Genomic DNA, 18,037 nt, shown 5'->3' on the forward strand with positions numbered 1-18,037 from the left:
CTGGCCGGATCCGACCTGTTAACTGTTCGTGTCGATCTGGATTGATTTCTGTTCACCATTCTAAATGGTCACTTGTCCAGGTAACGTATCGCCGAAGCGGCTCGCCGCCGAAGGTTGAACGCGACAGGCCGGGCCATCCATCGATACTGTGCTGACACGGAACTGGGACCGGTCCCGCCAACCCCGTAACTCAGAGGAGTCTCGATGATTGTGTCCCGGCGATCCGCGCTGGTGGGCGCGGCGGCATCGGCCGTCGCGGTCGGCGCCAGCGGGCTGCTGCACTCCAAGCCCGCTGCCGCCCAGCCGGTCAGCGGCCAGGGCTATCTCGTCGGATGTGGTATCGCCGATATGACCGGCGCACCCGCAGGCCAGGGCATGATGGGCTATTCGGAGCTGGATCAGATCACCACCGGATTGCTGACCCGCTGCTTCGCCCGCGCCTACATCATCGTCGACCAGACGACCGGTGGCCGGGTCGCGTTCGTGAACACCGACAATGCCTGTCTGTTCCAGTCGGTCCACCTCGCGGTCATGACGGAACTGGCCAAGCGATTCGGCGACGTGTACACCGAGCGCAACGTCAATATCAATGCCACCCACAACCACAATTCGTGTGGCGGCACCGCCCGTGAGTACGCATACTCGCTGGCTGCGAAGGGTTTTCAGCAGAACTCCACCGACGCCGAGGTGAACGGCATCGTCGCGGCGATCGCCAATGCGCACGACCGTTTGGCCCCGGGCACCATCATGCTCGGCCACGGTGAACTGCACGATGCCAGCGCCAACCGCTCCCGAGTCGCCTTCGATCTCAATCCGCCCGAGGACAAGGCCGAATTCCCCGAGGGCATCGACCCCAAGGTGACGGTGTTGCGACTGCGTCAGGGCGGCAAGGACGTCGGCGCCATCACCTGGTTCGCCACCCACGGCACCTCGCTGACCGATCGCAATACCCTCATCTCCGCCGACAACAAGGGCTACGCCAGCTACCGCTGGGAGCACGACGAGATGGGCGGCCGCTACCTCGACGGTCAGCCCGGTTTCATCGCGGCGTTCCCGCAGACCAATCCGGGTGATATGACCCCGAACCTGGCGGTGCGCCCCTGGCATCCTTCCGGGCCGACCGAGGACAACCGCCTCAATTGCGCACTGATCGGTGAACGTCAATACCAGGCCGGGCGAACGGCTTTCGCCTCCGCCCAGGCAATGTCCAACGGCGGCGTCGACTCGGTCATCCGGTACGTCAATATGGCCGACACCGCCATCGACGGCTCCTACACCCCGGATGGCAAGCCCGCGCGGACATCTCCGGCGATGATGGGCGCGTCAGCGGTCGCCACCAGCTCGGAAGACAACTGGAACACCCAGATCCCGTTCCTGCACGAGGGCGACACCAATCCGATGATCGCGGCGCTCGGCGGGATCGACGCGCCGATCGAGCAGTGGATGCGCGATGTGCAGGCGCCCAAACTGACGATCGTGCCCCTCGGCATTCTGCCGCCGCGCCCCTGGGTGCCGCAGGTACTGCCGATCCAGATCATGCGTATCGGCGATCTCGTACTCGCCTCGGGCCCAGCGGAATTCACCATCGTATCGGGCCTGCGGGTGCGGCGCGTGGTTGCCAGTGCACTCGGCGTGCCGATCGAGAACGTCCTCATGCAGGGCTACGCCAACGGCTACAGCGGATACGTCACCACGCCCGAAGAGTATGTCTCGCAACAGTATGAAGGCGGTGAGACGCTCTACGGCCGCTGGACCCTGTCCGCCTACATGCAGGAATTCGACCGCCTCGCCCGAGCGGTAGCCGCCCGCACCGACCTCGGACGTGGCCCCGCACCGCTGGATTGGACCTCAGGGCTCCAACCCAACCTGTTGTCCCCGGTTCCCGCCGATGTGCCGGTCGCCGGCCATGTATTCGGCGATGTCCTGGCCCAGCCCGCCCCGAGCAGTGGTGCGGGAGATGCGGTTTCGGTGCAATTCGTCGGAGCGCACCCGAACAACAACTTCCATCTCGGCAGCACCTACTTCGAGGTACAGCGTTCCGCCGGTGACGGGTGGACACGCGTCTACGACGACAACGACTGGTGCACCGAACTGCATTGGGAGCGACCGGCAGACAATGACGCCGCCTCACTGATCCGCATCGTATGGACGGTCCCGCAGGACGCGACCTCCGGTCAGTACCGCATCCAGTACTTCGGCGACCGCCGCGACGGATCCGGAGCAACGGCTCAATTCACCGGTACCTCAAACGAATTCACCATCGCATAGCATCGTGTCGATGCGGTCCGCGACGCCCGGTCGCGGACCCGATCGCGCGAACTCAGCCACTGCCACCACCGGTGACTCAGTGCGGTATGTGCACCTCGTCGGGAGTCGGCAGGCCGCCGCCGGGAGAGTCGGAGGTGGCCGCGCCTATCTGGCCGTCGATGAACTGCTGGTCGGTGACCCAGGTGGTGTTTCCCCACGGGTTGTAGATCTCGAGTTCGTCGCCGCTGGCGCCGACGACCACCATCTGGTGGTAGGCCGTCTCGGTGTCGAATTCCGGGTGACTTCGAATTGAATGGTCCACAGTGGTCACCTGACCCTCGACACCGATCGGTACCGGCTTGCCGATCTCCGCTGCGGCGTGCACGCTGGGCAGCGCGGCAGCTCGCGCCGCCGCATCGTTCAGCGGCTGGAGTTGGTAGGTACTGCCTGTCGAGGGAGTGAGCATCTTGGTATCCAGAGCCGATTGCCCCGGGCCGCCGATACCCTTGGTCGTGTCGAATACCTTGGCGCCGTCGGCCTTCTGACCGTCGGCATAGTTCTGGAGGTAGAGGTTCTGCAGCCGAGCGTGCACGGCTGCAGAACTATCGTCTTTGCCGCCGGTGACTGCTGCGGGACCTAGTCCGGTCGTGACACCCAGCATGCGCACGGGGTCTCGGCTGAGGCTCGCAACTGTTACCGACGCGGCGACACAGTCACCGTAGCCACCTTGAGAGTAGTACTCGTAAGCGCCACTCGTTCCGGGGCCGGCGGGATACCATCGGACCCCGTCGTAACTGAGAATTCGAGAATGTGCCGCTCCCGGAGTGGTATTGGGATCTCCGATATTCGGATTCAGGTGTTTGTCCAGCCATGCGAGATCATTGCCGTGCGGGTGGATCACCTTATCGAACGAAGTGATATCGGCCGCGGAGTAGTCCGCAGCCAATGCTTTCCACAGGTACTCGGCTTCCGTGGGCGACTGCGCGCCGGACAGCAACTTCTCGAATGCCGCGCGATCGGCAGCGGACATAGCGTCGAGTTTCAGCGAACCGCGTGTCATCGCGGTCGAATCGAGCACCTTCGGGTCTGCGTAGGCCAAGGTCACCGCGGTAAGCGGGTCGACGTTTGTGGTGCCGATCTGACGAGCGCGAGCAGACCCTGCCGACTGATTCAACGCTTTGATCGCATCCTGTGCGGCGCTGTCGGACAATTGGGCGGCCGCGACCAAGTCCTTACAGCCTGATATGGCCGCACCCAGAGCCTCGGGAAGCTTGCTTGTTGCAATGCTACTGAACCTGGGCATGTATATAGCCTGCAGCGGTGGTAGTAGGCCGAGCGCGTCATTCAGCTGGCTTCGTCCCTGACCATCACGCTTCTGGGCGTCCTTCAGGTGTCCCACCCAGGTGCTCAGAGTGCGATGGCCGTCATCGAACCCGTCCCGAATAGTTGCGCCCTGCAAGGCCACTGCCTGTAGCGCCTGCGCCGCCGATTCGGCTCCGGCACCTCGCCATGCGGCCGGCAGGGCGCTGCGCACGACATTGCTCAGATCTCCGATCACGCCGTCTGTTGTGGCCGTGGCGGCCAGGTATGTATTCGCACGGGCATCGGCGGCCTTGACATCGCCTGCCGGCGCAGGAACTTTCAGAGCGGCAGAGATCAGTCCGTGCAGGAGCGCGGGGTTGCCGTGCACACCGGAGAGTTGGTCGAGCTGGTCCTGGATTTGCTGGAGGGCCGAAATCGCGGTCGGGGAGCTCATCGTCGCGGTTCGCGCTCACCCTGCGAGGCGTGTTTGTCGGGTCCCTCCTGGTGGCGAGGTGTACGGGGCGCGCCCTCCCTGCCCGACGCCCGGACCGTCCCCCGCCAGCGACGAGACGGCGCCGCCGCCATCCCCGTCGCTGGTGTCGAGTGCCACGCCGACGCTGGGTAACAGTTGCACCATCGCACTCAGAGCCTGCGCCGCCGACTGCACTTCCGAGCTCCACGCGGTGTGGAAGGCGGTCCACGCCTGCGCAATTGGGCCGAAGGCGGCAGCCGGAGTGTCGGGGTGCGGGTTGTTCGCCGTCGCCACTTCGGACATGGAGTTGTATGCGATGGCAACACCGGTGACGGCGACCGGATATGTAGCCGGGTCGAAATGCAGCGGAACTGTTCCGGTGGTGTCGCTACCGCCCGGCGGTTCTGGTCGGGGCGCCATGGTTTTCTCCGATGCGGTGTGCAGGGGAACGCCACCATAACTCGATCGGACGATTCTGGATTTCCCACTGCTGGCAGTAGGCCGGCTCCGGGGAGTGTCGCTTGGAAGGTCGCTGTCGCGCCCTGAAGGATCAGCGGAGGGCGAGGGCCAGGAAGAAGTCGACGCGGTCCTCGAGGCGGGACAGGTCACGGTCGGTGAGTTCCTCGATGCGCTGGACTCGGTACCGCAGGGTGTTCACGTGCAGGTGCAGGAGCTCGGCGCACTTGGTCCAGGAACCCGAGACCTGAAGGAACGTTTCGAGAGTGTGGATGAGGTCGGCTCGATTGTCCCGGTCGTAGTTGCTGAGGGGATCCAGGAGCCGGACTCGGAACATGCGGCGGACTTCGTCGGGGACGCTGGCCAGCAGCAGCATGTGCGTGGCCAGTTCATCGTGGCGCACAACGCTGGTCGGCTGGTTGCGTTCGGCGGCCATACGGCGCGCGTAACGCGCCTCTTCGACTGCGCCACGCAGACTTTCGCCGTCCACGCCGCCGCTGATGCCCACCGAGAGGCGGCTGCCCTGCAGTCCGGGTTCGAGGGCTTCCACGGCGCGGTGAATGCGGTCCTCGAGACTGCCGTCCTCGCCGATGGGAACCAGCGCGATGGCTTCCCCGTCGATCACACCCGCGGCAGGGCTTCTGTCGTAAAGGATTTCGCGCAACAGCGCCCGCAATTCGCGCGGCCGGACGCCACCCGCGTCGGCGGTCGCGGCGACGGCCAGATAACGCTCGGACAGCCCGAGCCCGGTGAGTTCGAGCCGCGAGACGATATCGGCGGGTTTGGCGTCGGAGACGATGAGCTCGATCAGCTCCTGCGCCAATCGGCCCTCCGCGCTCTGCCGGTCGTCCAGCCGAACACGTTCCAGCGCAACGATTCCGGCCAGTTCGGCGATGATGGCGCGCCGCTCCTCGGGCCAATCCTTGTAGTCGCTTTCGAACACCATGAACCAGTCCGCGACCCGCGAGGTGCCGTCCGGATCGACGGCGAACAGCGTGAACCGGTTGCCATCGGAGGAGATCACATCGGGTAGTCGCGGCGCGGCAAGGCAGGCAACCCGAGTTTGCTCCGGCGGAGCCTTGGCCGGCCCGGCGACAACACGCCCGGTCGAGGACACCACCCAGCAGGCCGTACCGAGATTGCGATGAATTAGCTCTAGCACCGAATCGAGCCCGCCACCCGAGACGAGTTTGCGGTGCCGGTCCAGCACGGCGGCCAGATCCGCGGCCCGCCCGGTGGACAGGTTGCGATTGATCTGTTCGGCGACGGTGGCGAAGGCGAACTCCTCGCGCACCCGGAACAGTGGGATGCGGTGCCGGCGGCAAGCGTCGACAAGATCGGCCGGGGGTTCGCCGTAAAGGGCGTCACCTGCGGCGACGGCCGCAACGCGGGCCCGAGCCAGGGCGCTGATGAAGACATCGCTGTCGGCCGCCGAGGTCCACCACTGCAGCCCGGTGAGCACCAGTTCGCCGCCGGATAGGTAGCGCGAGGGGTCGAGCATGTCCGTCGTCACGACCCAGCGAACGAACCGGTCGAGCTCGTCCTCGCCTGTGACGAGTTCGAGGCCGGTGTCCGAAAGGGCGAGCAAAGATCGCAACCGCATGATTGCTAACGCTAACAGTCGGTGACGCCGGGGTTACCGGCTTGGATGTATCTACAAGTATGCCCGTGTGAACTGGACCACAGATTCGGAGGTCTCGTCCTGGCCACTGCAGACCCCCGGCGGATGTACTTACACGGCAAGTCGCCAATGGATGGAGGTCGAATGTCAGGTCGCCTGGAATGGCTCGGTTCGCTGCCCCTGGAAGAGGCCGAGGACCAGCTGCTGACCTGCTGTGCATCGCGGCGATGGGCTCGGAAGATGGTGGCCGGACGGCCCTATGTGAACGACTCGAGTCTCATGCAGGCCGCGATTTCAGGGCTGAGCGAACTCGCATGGCCGGATGTGGAGGAAGCTCTCGAGGCGCACCCCCGCATCGGTGAACGTGCCGAAGCCGCACGCGCCGAAGGGGTTTCGGGAGATGCCGCACAGCGTGAGGCGCAGTGGTCGCAGGACGAGCAGTCCGGCGCCGCCACCGCGGCCGATACGGTGCGCGAGGCACTCGCAGCCGGCAATGTGGCTTATGAGCAGCGCTTCGGTCATGTCTTCCTGATTCGCGCCACCGGCCGCAGCGCCGAGGAAATGCTGTCGGAGCTCAATCGCCGGCTGAGCAATTCGGTCGCGGAGGAACGCACCGTCGTACGCGCCGAACTCGTCGCCATCACCCGCCTGCGTATCCGCAAGCTGCTGGGGTTGATATGAGCCTCTCGACGCATGTACTGAACGCGGCCACCGGTCGCCCCGCGGACGGCGTGTCCGTCCGGCTCGAAAGAGCCGACGGAGCCGTCCTGGCCGCGGATCGCACCGATGCCGACGGGCGCATCAAAGGATTGCCCGCCCCGGAACCCGGAGTGCACCGGCTGATCTTCGACACCGGCGATATCAGCCCCTTCTATCCCGAGGTGACCATCGCCTTCACGGTCACCGACCCGGCGGAGCACTACCATGTGCCGCTGCTGCTGAGTCCCTATTCCTTCTCCACATATCGAGGTAGCTGACATGTCGATCAAGCTCGGTCCCAACCGCTACGGCAAGGCGGAGACCCGCGTCGTCCGGGTCAACAAGAGCGGGACCAAACACCAGATCCGCGATCTCAATGTCAGCGTGGCGCTCGGCGGCGATATGGAAGAAGTGCACCTCACCGGTGACAATTCGACGGTGCTGCCCACCGATACGCAGAAGAACACGGTCTTCGCCTTCGCCAAGGAGCACGGCATCGCCTCCCCGGAGGAGTTCGGCCTGAAGCTGGCCCGGCACTTCGTCGACTCGCAGCCGACCATCGATCACGCGCGCATCGAGCTCGAGGAATACGAGTGGGAGCGCAATGTGGTCGGTCTCAACAGCCACCCGCATTCGTTCGTGCGCTCGGGCCGCGAGACCCGCACCGCCCTCGTGCACTACGACCGCGGTCAGGCCTGGGTGGTCTCGGGCCTGAAGGATCTGGTGGTCCTCAACACCACCAAGTCGGAATTCCACGGCTACATCAAGGACCGCTACACCACGCTGCGCGAGACCCGTGACCGCGTGCTGGCCACCGAGGTGAACGCGCAGTGGCGGCATTCGGGTCAGAACACCGAATGGGACAAGTCCTACGAGATCGTGAAACGTTGTCTGCTGCAAGCCTTTGCGGACACCCACAGTCTCTCGCTGCAGCAGACGCTGTTCGAGATGGGGGAGCGGGTACTCGAAACCTGTTCCGACATCGTGGAAGTCAAGCTGGTGCTGCCCAACAAGCATCACTTCGAGGTCGACCTGTCGCCGTTCGGCCTGGTCAATGACAATGAAGTATTCTGGGCCGCCGACCGTCCGTACGGCCTCATCGAGGGCACGGTGGTGCGTGAAGTTCCTCCCGCCGGCCCGGCCTGGTCCTGAATACGGAAGCGATGCAGTGAACTTCTCAGGAACTGGTACCCCGGGCGACGCGTTCATCCGCAACTTGGGCAAGATCGTGATCGAGAACGCCTATATCGCACCGGTTGTCGGTGACGAGATCGAATCGGGCTACCTCGTTGCCGAAGGTGGCCGGATCACCGCCGTCGGCGCCGGACCGGCGCCGACGGTGCTGGGCGCCGAGCGCCTCGACGGCACCGGCTGCCTGGTAACCCCGGGCCTGGTGAACACCCACCACCACCTCTACCAGTGGGCCACCCAGGGCCTGTTCCAGGATTCGACGCTGTTCGAATGGCTGACCGGCCTCTACCGGACCTGGGCCGGCATGGACGCCGATGTCGTATACGGCGCTGCCACAGCCGGTTTGGGCTGGCTGGCGCTGACCGGCTGCACCACCTCCAGCGATCACCACTACATCTTCCCCAAGGGCCGCGGTGATCTGTTCGAGGCCGAGGTGAGTGCCGCCCGGGAGATCGGCCTGCGCTTCCACCCGTGCCGCGGTTCCATGGACCGCGGACAGTCCCAGGGCGGGCTGCCGCCGGACGAGGTGGTCGAGGATCGCGAAGAAATCCTGATCAATACCGAAGAGATCATCAACAAGTACCACGATGATTCCTTCGACTCGATCCTGCGCGTCGCCGTCGCCCCCTGCTCGCCCTTCTCGGTGAGCGAGGGCCTCATGGTCGATGCCGCTGTGCTGGCCCGCACCAAGGGCGTGCGCCTGCACACCCACCTCGCTGAGACGATCGACGAGGAAGAGCACTGCATCGCCCAGATGGGTTGCACCCCGGTCGAATACATGGAGAAGCTGGGCTGGCTCGGCGACGACGTATGGTTCGCGCACGCCGTCCATCTGCACGATGTCGATATTCGCCGCTTCGCCGAGACGGGTACCGGCACGGCGCACTGCCCGAGCTCCAACGGCCGCCTCGGCGCCGGTATCGCCCGTATCTCCGACCTGCTGGCCGCCGGCGCTCCGGTCGGCCTGGGTGTCGACGGCGCGGCCTCCAGCGAATTGACCTCCATGGCGGGCGAAATGCGCCAGGCCATGCTCTTCCAGCGCGCCGTGCACGGTCCCACCGCGCTCACCGCCCGCCAGGCTCTGGAAATGGGCACCCTGGGCGGAGCGCGAAACCTGGGCCGCCAGCACGAGATCGGCTCCCTGGAGCCCGGCAAGCTCGCCGATATCGCCGTCTGGCGAGTCGACGGCTTCCGTGCTGCGGTCGCGGATCCGGTGTGCGCCTTGGTCTTCGGACCTACCCCGCCGCTGGCCCGGCTGTTCGTGGGCGGCCGCACCGTGGTGGCCAACGACGAACTGCGCACTCTCCCGCACGATCAGGTCGGCCGCGCGGGCCTACTGGCCCGGAAGCGGTTGCTGCGTCAGGAGTCCCAATGACTACATCATCCCGAGCAGTGATGGAGGAAACGCAGGTTCTCAATGGCACCGGGCACATCAGCCCGGTGCGGGCACGACCGGAAGACATCATCCGGAGCAGTTGATCAACAGGGGCAGATCGGCTTTCGCCGGTAAGGACCCCACAACAGCAGTCACCGAATCCGCGGCCCGGAACGATGAACCCGGACCGTAGGTCGGCTACGCCCTTAGGAGGGCATGCCATGACCCAGATCCAATCCCCGACCCCCACCACCACACTTGCCGGTGGGTCGGCACTCGACCGGTTCTTCAAGTTGAGTGAACGTCGCACTACTGTCTCTCGCGAAATCCGTGGCGGAATCACCACATTCGTCGCCATGGCCTACGTTATCCTGCTCGTCCCGCTCATTCTCGGCGGGGTCACCGATATCGACGGTAACCATCTGAGCATCGCTCAGCTCACCACCGCCACCGCCTTCTCGGCCGGATTGTCCACGGTCCTCATGGGTCTGGTGGGCAATGTCCCGCTGGCGCTCGCCGCGGGCCTGGGTGTGGTGCCGGTTGTCGCCTTCCAGGCAGCGCCGCACATGACCTGGCCGCAGACCATGGGCCTGGTGGCGCTGATGGGCGTGATCATTGTGATCATGGCCGCTACCGGCCTGCGAACCTTGATCATCAATGCCATTCCGGTAGCGCTCAAGCACGCCATCGGTGTCGGAATCGGCATGTTCATCGCCATGATCGGCCTGGTCTCCGCCGGAGTGGTCGGCCACGGCTCGGCGGGCGGACCGCCGGTCACCCTCGGCGTCGACGGTCACCTACAGGGCTGGCCCGTGGTGGTTTTCGCCGTCGGACTGCTACTCATGCTCGCGCTCTACGTCCGCAAGGTGCCGGGTGCGATTCTGATCAGCATCGCCGTCTCGACGGTGCTTGCGATCGTGATCAACTGGGCGGCGAAGATCGATCCGAAGACCTGGGGAACCGTCGTTCCCGAAGCGCCCAAATCCCTGTTCGCCACACCGGATTTCGGGCTCATGTTCAATATCGATCTGTTCGGCGGCTTTGCTCGCGCCGGCGGACTGGTGGCGAGCGTGGTGCTCTTCACTCTGGTGCTGACCGGCTTCTTCGATGCCATGGGCACGGTTTTCGGTGTGTGTGACGAGGCCGGGCTGCTGGACGAGAAGGGCACCATGCCGGGCATCGGCAAGATCCTGACCGTCGACGGCATCGCCCAAGTTATCGGCGGGCTCAGCGGCGGTGCGGGCAGCACGGTCTACGTGGAATCCGCGACGGGCGTCGGTGAGGGCGCTCGTACCGGACTCACCAGCATCGTTACCGGTGGGTTGTTCTGCGCGGCAGTGTTTTTCACCCCACTCGCGGCGGTGGTGCCCATTCAGGCCGCGGCGCCCGCCCTGGTACTGGTCGGGGCGCTCATGATGACCCAGGCCCGCAAGATCGACTGGAACGACCTCGAAATCGCGGTCCCTGCCTTCATCACCATCGCGCTCATGCCGTTCACCTACTCGATCACCAATGGTGTCGGCGCCGGCCTCATCTCCTACACGGTGATCAAGCTGGCGCGGGGCAAGTTCCGCGAAATCCATTGGCTGGTGGGCGTGGTCAGCCTGGTCTTCGCCGCCTACTTCGGGATCAACGGCATAGAACAGGTCCTGGGCGGCTGACAGGCACGGCATCGCGGCACAACTGCGTGGAGACTGTGGTCCACGAGGTTGTGCCGCGAGTCGTCGCAGACCGGTGGGTCGATCCGGGAGCGCGCTGGAATTCGCCGACAAGTGAGGGAATAACCTGGTGGCCATGCGGCTGCGCGCGGAATTCACGACCGAACCCTTCGACGGCGGGGGCGAACCGCCGGCACATGCCACGGAAACCTTTGCCGCGCTGGATGAACTCGGTCTGACCTGCGAATTCGGCCCGCTGGGAACGTCGGTCGCGGGTCCGGACGCGGTGCTGCTGCCGGCACTGCAGAAGATGCTCGCCGTGGCATTCGCCAATGGCGCGTCGCGGGTGACGCTGCAGGTCGAGCAGGCCGATGAGTGAGCGCGCCGCGCCGGACGTCACCCACCCGGTGCTGGTGACGCTGGCGCCCCTGCTGGAACGTGTGGGCGGCACTCTGATTCCGGTCGCGGATTGTCTGCCCGACGATGTGCCACTGGTCTGGGAGGGTGCGACGCTGGCCGGCGTCCGGCTCTCCGCCGCGGATGCCGAACCGGCGGATGGGATCCGGCGCTTGCTGAGCGAGGTCGCCGCCGAATTCGGTACGGCACTGGCTGATCTGCCCCGGGCCGAGAAGCAAGTCGCGGTGCGATTGCTCGAAGAGCGCGGTGCGTTCAGCTACCGCAAGTCGGCCGAAACGGTCGCCGAGGCGCTGGGTGTCACCCGCTTCACGGTCTACAACTATCTCAACAGGACTCGCCCCTGAGCGTCCGGAATCCTCCGAACAGACTTTGAAACCCGCTGCATTGCAGCGGGTTTTGTCGTTTCTGTGCTGGTCACGGGCAAGCGGTGTGTACTGCTTTCAAGAACTTTCAACAAACTGTTGACGCGCCGCAGTGACCCGTGACACCATTTCGTAGAGCGGAACATAACTTCCGCAATGCGAGAAAGTGCTGGATATGGTCACTGTGGATGAGTTCAACGGGTGGGAGAGTGCACGGCTTCGGCCCGCCCTGCTCGAGTGCTGTGATGTGCCGGCCTGGGCCGATGCCCTGCTGGCCGCCCGGCCCTATCGGAACCTCGACGCCCTGCTCGATGCGGCCGACCGCTCGGCCGCCGACTTCGAACCGGCCGACGTGGAGATCGCCGTGGCGGCGCACCCGCGCATCGGAGAGCGGCGCGATGGCAGGGATCTCGGTTCCTCCTGGTCGCGTGAGGAGCAGTCCTGCGTGGCCGCCGATGTGGAGACCGTCGCCGCCCTGGACTCCGCGAATCGACTCTACGAGAAGCGATTCGGCCGAGTCTTCCTCATCTGTGCAACCGGATTGCCGGCCTCGGACATTCTCACCGCGGTCCTGTTGCGCCTCGGCAACGACGAGGCCACCGAGGCGAAGGTGATCCGCACCGAACTGCGCAAGATCGTCCGCCTGCGGCTGCAGAAGGTGATCGTCTGATGAGCGCGATCACCACGCATGTGCTCGACACCGCGCGGGGTGTGCCCGCCGCAGGAGTTCCGGTGCGGCTGGAGCGAATCGGAGCGGACGCGCCCAGAGTGCTCGCCGCCGGCGTCACCGACGTGGACGGCCGCATCACGGACCTCGGCCCCGACCATCTCGATTCCGGCAGCTACCGCCTCGTTTTCGACGTCGCCGACTATGCCACCACCACCGGGCAGGACTACTTCCTGTCCGCCGTCGACATCAGCTTCACCCCCACCGGCGGCCGTGCGCACTACCACGTGCCGCTGCTGCTCAGCCCATTCGCCTGTTCGGCCTATCGAGGGAGTTGACGTTTTCCATGGCCATCCAGCTTGGACAAAATCAGTACGGCAAGGCCGAGAACCGGGTCGTGCGCATCTATCGCGACAGCTCGCGGCACACCATCCGGGATCTCAATGTCTCCTCGGCGCTGCGCGGCCGGTTCGAGGACGCGCACGTCACCGGTGATCAGCGGGACATCCTGCCCACCGATACCCAGAAGAACACCGCCTTCTCCTTCGCGAAGGAGAAGGGCATCGGCGCGATCGAGGACTTCGGTCTGACACTGGCCGACCACTTCATCTCGCGTGGCCCCGGCGCCGACGGCGCCCGTATCGAGATCGAGGAGTACGCCTGGGACCGGATTCCGGTCGACGGTGTAGAGCACGACTTTTCGTTCACGCAGGCCGGTGGGGGAGTGCGCACCACGATCGTCAATATGGACGGCTACGGCGCGGATCGGCGGACCCACGTGGTGACCGGCATCAAAGACCTGGTGCTGCTCAAGTCCACCGGTTCGGAGTTCAGTGGATTTTTCGAGGACAAGTACACGACGCTGCAGCCCACCAAGGACCGCATCATGGCGACCTCGCTGGTAGCGCGGTGGCGTTATGACCGCACGGATGTGGACTGGGACAAGTCCTACACCCAGATTCGCTCCACCCTGCTGCGGCAGTTCGCCGTGGTGCATTCACTGGCACTGCAGCAGACCCTCTACAGCATGGGCCGCGCGGTACTGGAGCGGCACCGCGAGGTCGCCGAGATCAAGTTCTCCGCCCCTAACAAGCACCATTTCCTGGTGGATCTGAGTCCCTTCCACGTGGAGAACCCGGGTGAGGTGTTCATCGCCGCGGACCGGCCCTACGGCCTCATCGAAGCCGCCCTGCACCGAGACGACGCGACGCCCGCAGGCAATGCGTGGTTCGGCGTTCCCGGGTTTTGCTGAGGAGGACGCGGTGTTCAATGTGAAACTGCAAGCACGAGAACGACATCCGGGGCCCGAGGACGAACGTTATCCCTTCGGCAGGACGCTCGCCTACGGGATTCAGCACATCCTGACCATGTACGGCGGGGTGATCGCGCCGCCGCTCATCATCGGCGGTGCGGCCGGACTCTCCGCCACCGACATGGCCCTGCTGGTCACCGCCGGACTGTTCATCTCCGGTGCGGCGACGCTGTTGCAGACCCTGGGCCTCGGCCGGGTCGGCAGCAGATTGCCCATCGTGCAAGGCATTTCGTTCGTGACCGTGTCGACGATAGTGACGATCGCCCAGTCCGACGGGCTGCGCGCGGTATACGGCGCGATCATTGTGTCCGGGCTGATCGGGCTGGTGCTGTCGTCGTTCTTCGCGCGGCTGGTGCGCCTGTTCCCGGCCGTGGTCACCGGCACCATCATCACGGTGATCGGCCTGTCGCTCATGCCGGTGGCCTTCACCTGGGCGATGGGCAACGACCCGCACAAATCCGGGTACGGGTCGATGGGCAATATCGGTTTGGCCGGGCTCACGCTGCTGGCGATCCTGGTGATCAGCCGGGTCTTCCAGGGCGCGATCTCGCGATTGTCCATTCTGATCGGGCTGATACTGGGCACCGTCGTCGCCGCCCTCGCGGGCCGCACCGACTTCTCGGCGGTGGGGCAGACCAAGCTGATCGCACTGCCGTCGATCCTGCCGTTCGGCTCGCCCGTCTTCAATGCGGGAGCGATTGTCTCGATGACCATCGTGATGCTGGTGATCATGACCGAGACCGTCGCCGACGTCATCACCATCGGTGAGATCGTCGGCGCCGACATCGACACCGGCCGGGTCGCGGACGGGCTGCGGGCGGATATGGCCTCCTCCGCCATTGCGCCGCTGTTCGGGTCCTTCCCGTGCAGTGCGTTCGCGCAGAACATCGGACTGGTGGCCTTGACCGGCATCAAGAGCAGGTTCGTGGTCGCCACCGGCGGTCTGGTGCTGCTGCTCCTGGGATTCGTCCCGGTATTCGGCGCGGTGGTGGCCGGAATCCCCTATCCGGTACTGGGCGGCGCGGGTGTCGTCCTGTTCGGAACCGTTGCGGCGAGCGGCATTCGGACGCTGGCACGGGTGGAGTTCCACGACAACCTGAACATGGTGATCGTCGCGGTGGGTCTGGCCGGCGGCCTCATTCCGATTGCCGCTCCGGCATTTTGGGACGCATTCCCGCAATCGTTCGCGGTGATCATGCAGTCCGGGATCAGTGCCACCGCAATATCCGCGATCGTGCTCAACCTGCTGTTCAACGAGTTGACGATCGGCAATCGTTCGGGCGCCTCGGTCTTCGCGGCCGCGGACGACGAACGCGACGGAATCGGCGAGCGAATCGAAGACGACGTCCGGGACTGAGCCATCCGGGCTGGACGAACCTACGAAATCGCCGCCGAATCGATTCCCACCATTGTGCTGATCACGTCTTACGAAGACGACGTGATCGCCGACATACTTTCCCCCAACGGGGGAGGAAGGATTTTTCACATGCCCCTTATTTTCCTGAACGGCGGCGCGATGCGCGGCGGTCCACTGAATCACCTGCTCGCGGGCGCTCCGTTCGCCGGAGAGGTGAAGACGGCGCCGCAGTACCGGTTCTATGCGGTGGGAGATCGCTTCCCGGGACTGCATCCGGTATCGGACGGCGGCACCGCGATTGCGGGCGAGTTATTCGATGTGCCTATGGATGTGCTGCGTACGAGCCTTCTTCCGGCCGAGCCGCCGGAATTGGAACTGGGCGTCATCGAACTCGACGACAAGCGCTCGGTGCTTTCGATGGTGCTGCGCCGTCCGCCCGTCTCGTATCCGCAGCTGGTCGATATCACTGAATTCGGTAGCTGGACGACCTATCGCGAAGGAAGCAAATGAAGTTCACGACCGGGGGTGCGCCCCGGAAATACGACGTCAATTGCTCGATCCTCTTTACGGATCTGCCATTGCTGCAGCGTCCCGCCGCCGCCAAGGCCGCCGGATTCGACGCGGTGGAATTCTGGTGGCCCTTCGGCGAGAACGCCACGCCCGCGGACAGTGAGATCGATGCGTTCGTCTCGGCTATCGACGAGGCTGGAGTGCAGCTGGTCGGGCTGAACTTCATCGACCTGATTCCCGCTGGGCGCGGACTGGTTTCGGTGCCGGGTCAGGAGAGCCGGTTCCGCGACAATATCGAGGTCGCCGTCGGCATTGCCGAGCGCACCGGCTGCAAGGCCCTGAATGCGCTGTACGGCAACAGGATCGCCGGGGAAGACCCCGCGAAGCAGGATGAGCTGGCCCTGGAGAACCTGCGACTGGCCGCCGTGGCGGCGCAGCGGATCGATGCGATCGTGCTGCTCGAGGCGCTCAATGTGTATGAGTCGCAGGACTATCCGATCGTCTCCGCCGGACATGCCATCCGGATCATCGAGCAGGTCGGCGAGCCGAATGTGCGCTTCCTCTGCGACCTCTACCACCTGGCGCGCATGGGCGAGAACCTACCCGCGGTCATCGACACCTGGGCCGGATACCTCGGCCATGTGCAGATCGCCGATACGCCGGGGCGCGGCCGCCCCGGCAGCGGTGAGCTCGACCTCGAGGCGCTGCTGGGCGACCTCGACAAGGCCGGCTACGACGGCTGGATCGGCCTGGAATACAAAGACCCTGAACTGGATTGGGAGTGGATCAAGTGAGCACGATCGGTTTCGTCGGCCTCGGAATCATGGGCGGCCCCATGGCGGGTCATCTGGTCAAGGCGGGTCATGACGTCACGGGATTCGATCTCTCGCCCGCGGGCCTGGAGAAGCTGAAGGCGGCCGGCGGCGCCACCGCGGGCAGCGCGGCGGAGGCGGTGCGCGACAAGGACATCGTCATCACCATGCTGCCGCAGGACGAGCACGTCGAAGCGGTCTTCGCCGACATTCTCGAGCACGCCGCTCCGGGCACGCTGTACATCGACTTCTCCTCCATTACGCCCAAGACCTCCATCTGGACGGCCACCGAGGGCGCGAAGAAGCAGCTGCGCGTGCTCGACGCACCTGTCAGCGGCGGCGAGCCCGGTGCGATCAATGCCGCGCTGTCCATCATGGTCGGCGGTACGGAAGCCGACTTCGACACTGCCCTGCCGATTTTCGAGACCGTCGGCAAGACCATCGCCCTGGTAGGCCCGAACGGCGCCGGACAGGTGGTGAAGGCTGCCAACCAGCTGGTGGTCGGTGGCACCTACGCCCTGGTGGCCGAGGCGATCCTGCTCATGGAGGGCCTGGGCGCGGATGCCGCCGCCGGACTAGATGTGCTCGCCGGTGGTCTGGCCGGCAGCAAGATCCTGGAGCTCAAGCGAAAGTCCATGCTGGAGCGCAGCTTCCAGCCCGGCTTCCGCATCGACCTGCACCACAAGGATATGGGCATCATCCTGCAGGCCGCCCGGCAGGCCGAGATCTCGATCCCCATGGGCGCGCTCACCGCTCAGCTCATTGCCGCCGCCCGTGCCATGGGCCACGGTTCGCTGGATCATTCCGCACTGCTGCTGGTGGCCGAGGCGCTGTCCGGGAAGGGACAGGCGTGACAGCGCCCGCGCTGAGCATCGGGCACGGCCCGAATATGGCGCACGGGCACGGCATCTGCGCCCTCGCCGTACCGCAGGGCTGGGTGGTGGAGCGGGTCACCGTCCAGCACCGGAGCCTGTCACCGCTTGCCGAATCGACGAGTCGGCCGCTGGCGCTACTGACTCGAAAGGGGATCTGATATGACACGTATGCGGGCAGTCGATGCGGCGGTGCTCATTCTCGAAAAAGAGGGTGCGACACAGGCATTCGGCCTTCCGGGGGCGGCCATCAACCCCTTCTACAGCGCCATGCGGGCGCACGGCGGCATTCGGCACGTGCTCGCCCGGCACGTCGAAGCGGCCTCGCACATGGCCGAAGGCTATACGCGGGCCGCGCCCGGCAATATCGGCATCTGCATCGGTACCTCCGGACCTGCGGGCACCGACATGATCACCGGGTTGTACGCCGCGAGTGCGGATTCCATTCCGATCCTGTGCATTACCGGGCAGGCGCCGGTGGCCAAGCTGCACAAGGAAGATTTCCAGGCCGTCGATATCGCCTCCATTGCCGCTCCGGTGAGCAAGTGGGCGGTCACCGTCCTGGAGCCCGCGCAGGTGCCCGGCACCTTCCAGAAGGCGTTCCAGCTCATGCGTTCCGGGCGTCCCGGTCCGGTGCTGATCGACCTGCCGATCGATGTGCAGTTGGCCGAGATCGAATTCGATATCGAGACCTACTCGCCCCTCGA

The 18,037-nt window shown here is 65.2% G+C and carries 20 protein-coding genes; 17 read left to right on the forward strand and 3 right to left on the reverse strand.

All coding sequences use genetic code 11. The features are described 5' to 3' along the window. The first annotated feature begins 204 nt into the window (after positions 1-204). Positions 205-2,268, forward strand: a complete 2,064-nt coding sequence (locus tag JWN03_RS32190; protein WP_297622864.1) for a neutral/alkaline ceramidase — start codon at positions 205-207, stop codon at positions 2,266-2,268. Between the two features lie 76 nt (positions 2,269-2,344). On the opposite strand, the gene JWN03_RS32195 is transcribed toward JWN03_RS32190, so the two are convergent. The 3 genes from JWN03_RS32195 to JWN03_RS32205 all read right to left on the reverse strand — a co-directional run bounded on the left by JWN03_RS32195 (position 2,345) and on the right by JWN03_RS32205 (position 6,080). Beyond that, positions 2,345-4,003: a hypothetical protein gene (locus JWN03_RS32195; protein ID WP_297622866.1), complete on the reverse strand. Its 1,659-nt coding sequence runs from the start codon at positions 4,001-4,003 to the stop codon at positions 2,345-2,347. Positions 4,004-4,018: 15 nt separating this feature from the next. Beyond that, on the reverse strand, positions 4,019-4,441 hold the full coding sequence (locus tag JWN03_RS32200) for a hypothetical protein (RefSeq protein ID WP_297622868.1): 423 nt from the start codon (positions 4,439-4,441) through the stop codon (positions 4,019-4,021). A 130-nt stretch (positions 4,442-4,571) separates the two neighbouring features. Continuing rightward, complete coding sequence (locus JWN03_RS32205; RefSeq protein ID WP_297622871.1) at positions 4,572-6,080, reverse strand: helix-turn-helix domain-containing protein; 1,509 nt, start codon at positions 6,078-6,080, stop codon at positions 4,572-4,574. A 162-nt stretch (positions 6,081-6,242) separates the two neighbouring features. Between JWN03_RS32205 and uraD (JWN03_RS32210) the strand changes: the two genes are divergently transcribed. From uraD (JWN03_RS32210) to JWN03_RS32285, 16 genes are all read left to right on the forward strand, one after another. Beyond that, positions 6,243-6,779 carry a 2-oxo-4-hydroxy-4-carboxy-5-ureidoimidazoline decarboxylase gene (gene uraD, locus JWN03_RS32210; protein ID WP_297622873.1) on the forward strand — a complete coding sequence of 179 codons (537 nt, stop codon included), beginning with the start codon at positions 6,243-6,245 and terminating at the stop codon, positions 6,777-6,779. Further along, a complete protein-coding gene (gene uraH, locus JWN03_RS32215) occupies positions 6,776-7,075 on the forward strand; it encodes a hydroxyisourate hydrolase (RefSeq protein ID WP_297622875.1) in 300 nt (99 codons plus the stop codon). The genes uraD (JWN03_RS32210) and uraH (JWN03_RS32215) overlap by 4 nt, the downstream gene beginning before the upstream one ends. Position 7,076: 1 nt before the next feature. Further along, the gene (gene pucL, locus JWN03_RS32220; RefSeq protein WP_297622877.1) at positions 7,077-7,949 is read left to right on the forward strand and encodes a factor-independent urate hydroxylase; all 873 of its coding nucleotides are present in this window, start codon (positions 7,077-7,079) and stop codon (positions 7,947-7,949) included. Between the two features lie 16 nt (positions 7,950-7,965). Beyond that, positions 7,966-9,363 carry an 8-oxoguanine deaminase gene (locus JWN03_RS32225; RefSeq protein WP_297622879.1) on the forward strand — a complete coding sequence of 466 codons (1,398 nt, stop codon included), beginning with the start codon at positions 7,966-7,968 and terminating at the stop codon, positions 9,361-9,363. 221 nt (positions 9,364-9,584) lie between these two features. Next, positions 9,585-11,024: an NCS2 family permease gene (locus JWN03_RS32230; protein WP_297622881.1), complete on the forward strand. Its 1,440-nt coding sequence runs from the start codon at positions 9,585-9,587 to the stop codon at positions 11,022-11,024. A gap of 133 nt (positions 11,025-11,157) precedes the next feature. Continuing rightward, on the forward strand, positions 11,158-11,400 hold the full coding sequence (locus tag JWN03_RS32235; RefSeq protein ID WP_297622883.1) for a thiamine-binding protein: 243 nt from the start codon (positions 11,158-11,160) through the stop codon (positions 11,398-11,400). Further along, positions 11,393-11,782 carry a helix-turn-helix domain-containing protein gene (locus tag JWN03_RS32240; protein ID WP_297622885.1) on the forward strand — a complete coding sequence of 130 codons (390 nt, stop codon included), beginning with the start codon at positions 11,393-11,395 and terminating at the stop codon, positions 11,780-11,782. Before JWN03_RS32235 ends, JWN03_RS32240 begins: the two co-directional genes overlap by 8 nt. Before the next feature lie 193 nt (positions 11,783-11,975). Next, positions 11,976-12,470 carry a 2-oxo-4-hydroxy-4-carboxy-5-ureidoimidazoline decarboxylase gene (uraD, locus tag JWN03_RS32245; protein WP_297622887.1) on the forward strand — a complete coding sequence of 165 codons (495 nt, stop codon included), beginning with the start codon at positions 11,976-11,978 and terminating at the stop codon, positions 12,468-12,470. Continuing rightward, the gene (gene uraH / locus JWN03_RS32250) at positions 12,470-12,805 is read left to right on the forward strand and encodes a hydroxyisourate hydrolase (RefSeq protein WP_297622889.1); all 336 of its coding nucleotides are present in this window, start codon (positions 12,470-12,472) and stop codon (positions 12,803-12,805) included. Before uraD (JWN03_RS32245) ends, uraH (JWN03_RS32250) begins: the two co-directional genes overlap by 1 nt. An 8-nt stretch (positions 12,806-12,813) precedes the next feature. After that, entirely contained in the window at positions 12,814-13,719 is a 906-nt protein-coding gene (pucL, locus tag JWN03_RS32255) for a factor-independent urate hydroxylase (protein ID WP_297622891.1), read from the forward strand. A gap of 10 nt (positions 13,720-13,729) precedes the next feature. Then, positions 13,730-15,136 (forward strand): nucleobase:cation symporter-2 family protein, encoded by a 1,407-nt coding sequence (locus JWN03_RS32260; RefSeq protein WP_297622893.1) that lies wholly within the window; start codon positions 13,730-13,732, stop codon positions 15,134-15,136. Positions 15,137-15,265: 129 nt separating this feature from the next. Next, complete coding sequence (locus JWN03_RS32265; protein WP_297622895.1) at positions 15,266-15,646, forward strand: allophanate hydrolase-related protein; 381 nt, start codon at positions 15,266-15,268, stop codon at positions 15,644-15,646. Further along, positions 15,643-16,440 carry a hydroxypyruvate isomerase family protein gene (locus tag JWN03_RS32270; RefSeq protein WP_297622897.1) on the forward strand — a complete coding sequence of 266 codons (798 nt, stop codon included), beginning with the start codon at positions 15,643-15,645 and terminating at the stop codon, positions 16,438-16,440. Before JWN03_RS32265 ends, JWN03_RS32270 begins: the two co-directional genes overlap by 4 nt. Then, positions 16,437-17,312: an NAD(P)-dependent oxidoreductase gene (locus tag JWN03_RS32275; RefSeq protein WP_297622899.1), complete on the forward strand. Its 876-nt coding sequence runs from the start codon at positions 16,437-16,439 to the stop codon at positions 17,310-17,312. The genes JWN03_RS32270 and JWN03_RS32275 overlap by 4 nt, the downstream gene beginning before the upstream one ends. After that, on the forward strand, positions 17,309-17,491 hold the full coding sequence (locus tag JWN03_RS32280; RefSeq protein WP_297622901.1) for a hypothetical protein: 183 nt from the start codon (positions 17,309-17,311) through the stop codon (positions 17,489-17,491). Before JWN03_RS32275 ends, JWN03_RS32280 begins: the two co-directional genes overlap by 4 nt. Before the next feature lies 1 nt (position 17,492). Next, positions 17,493-18,037 (forward strand): thiamine pyrophosphate-binding protein (locus JWN03_RS32285; protein ID WP_297622903.1); only part of this gene is annotated, 545 nt, incomplete at its 3' end.

Origin of the sequence: Nocardia sp., from assembly GCF_025465275.1 — a bacterium.
GTDB lineage: Bacteria > Actinomycetota > Actinomycetes > Mycobacteriales > Mycobacteriaceae > Nocardia.

What these genes read in the sequence shown, in the direction of transcription:
- JWN03_RS32190 (WP_297622864.1), top strand. Translation starts at nt 205, where the DNA reads ATGATTGTGTCCCGGCGATCCGCGCTGGTGGGCGCGGCGGCATCGGCC.
- JWN03_RS32195 (WP_297622866.1), bottom strand. Translation starts at nt 4,003, where the DNA reads ATGAGCTCCCCGACCGCGATTTCGGCCCTCCAGCAAATCCAGGACCAG.
- JWN03_RS32200 (WP_297622868.1), bottom strand. Translation starts at nt 4,441, where the DNA reads ATGGCGCCCCGACCAGAACCGCCGGGCGGTAGCGACACCACCGGAACA.
- JWN03_RS32205 (WP_297622871.1), bottom strand. Translation starts at nt 6,080, where the DNA reads ATGCGGTTGCGATCTTTGCTCGCCCTTTCGGACACCGGCCTCGAACTC.
- uraD (WP_297622873.1), top strand. Translation starts at nt 6,243, where the DNA reads ATGTCAGGTCGCCTGGAATGGCTCGGTTCGCTGCCCCTGGAAGAGGCC.
- uraH (WP_297622875.1), top strand. Translation starts at nt 6,776, where the DNA reads ATGAGCCTCTCGACGCATGTACTGAACGCGGCCACCGGTCGCCCCGCG.
- pucL (WP_297622877.1), top strand. Translation starts at nt 7,077, where the DNA reads ATGTCGATCAAGCTCGGTCCCAACCGCTACGGCAAGGCGGAGACCCGC.
- JWN03_RS32230 (WP_297622881.1), top strand. Translation starts at nt 9,585, where the DNA reads ATGACCCAGATCCAATCCCCGACCCCCACCACCACACTTGCCGGTGGG.
- JWN03_RS32235 (WP_297622883.1), top strand. Translation starts at nt 11,158, where the DNA reads ATGCGGCTGCGCGCGGAATTCACGACCGAACCCTTCGACGGCGGGGGC.
- JWN03_RS32240 (WP_297622885.1), top strand. Translation starts at nt 11,393, where the DNA reads ATGAGTGAGCGCGCCGCGCCGGACGTCACCCACCCGGTGCTGGTGACG.
- uraD (WP_297622887.1), top strand. Translation starts at nt 11,976, where the DNA reads ATGGTCACTGTGGATGAGTTCAACGGGTGGGAGAGTGCACGGCTTCGG.
- uraH (WP_297622889.1), top strand. Translation starts at nt 12,470, where the DNA reads ATGAGCGCGATCACCACGCATGTGCTCGACACCGCGCGGGGTGTGCCC.
- pucL (WP_297622891.1), top strand. Translation starts at nt 12,814, where the DNA reads ATGGCCATCCAGCTTGGACAAAATCAGTACGGCAAGGCCGAGAACCGG.
- JWN03_RS32265 (WP_297622895.1), top strand. Translation starts at nt 15,266, where the DNA reads ATGCCCCTTATTTTCCTGAACGGCGGCGCGATGCGCGGCGGTCCACTG.
- JWN03_RS32270 (WP_297622897.1), top strand. Translation starts at nt 15,643, where the DNA reads ATGAAGTTCACGACCGGGGGTGCGCCCCGGAAATACGACGTCAATTGC.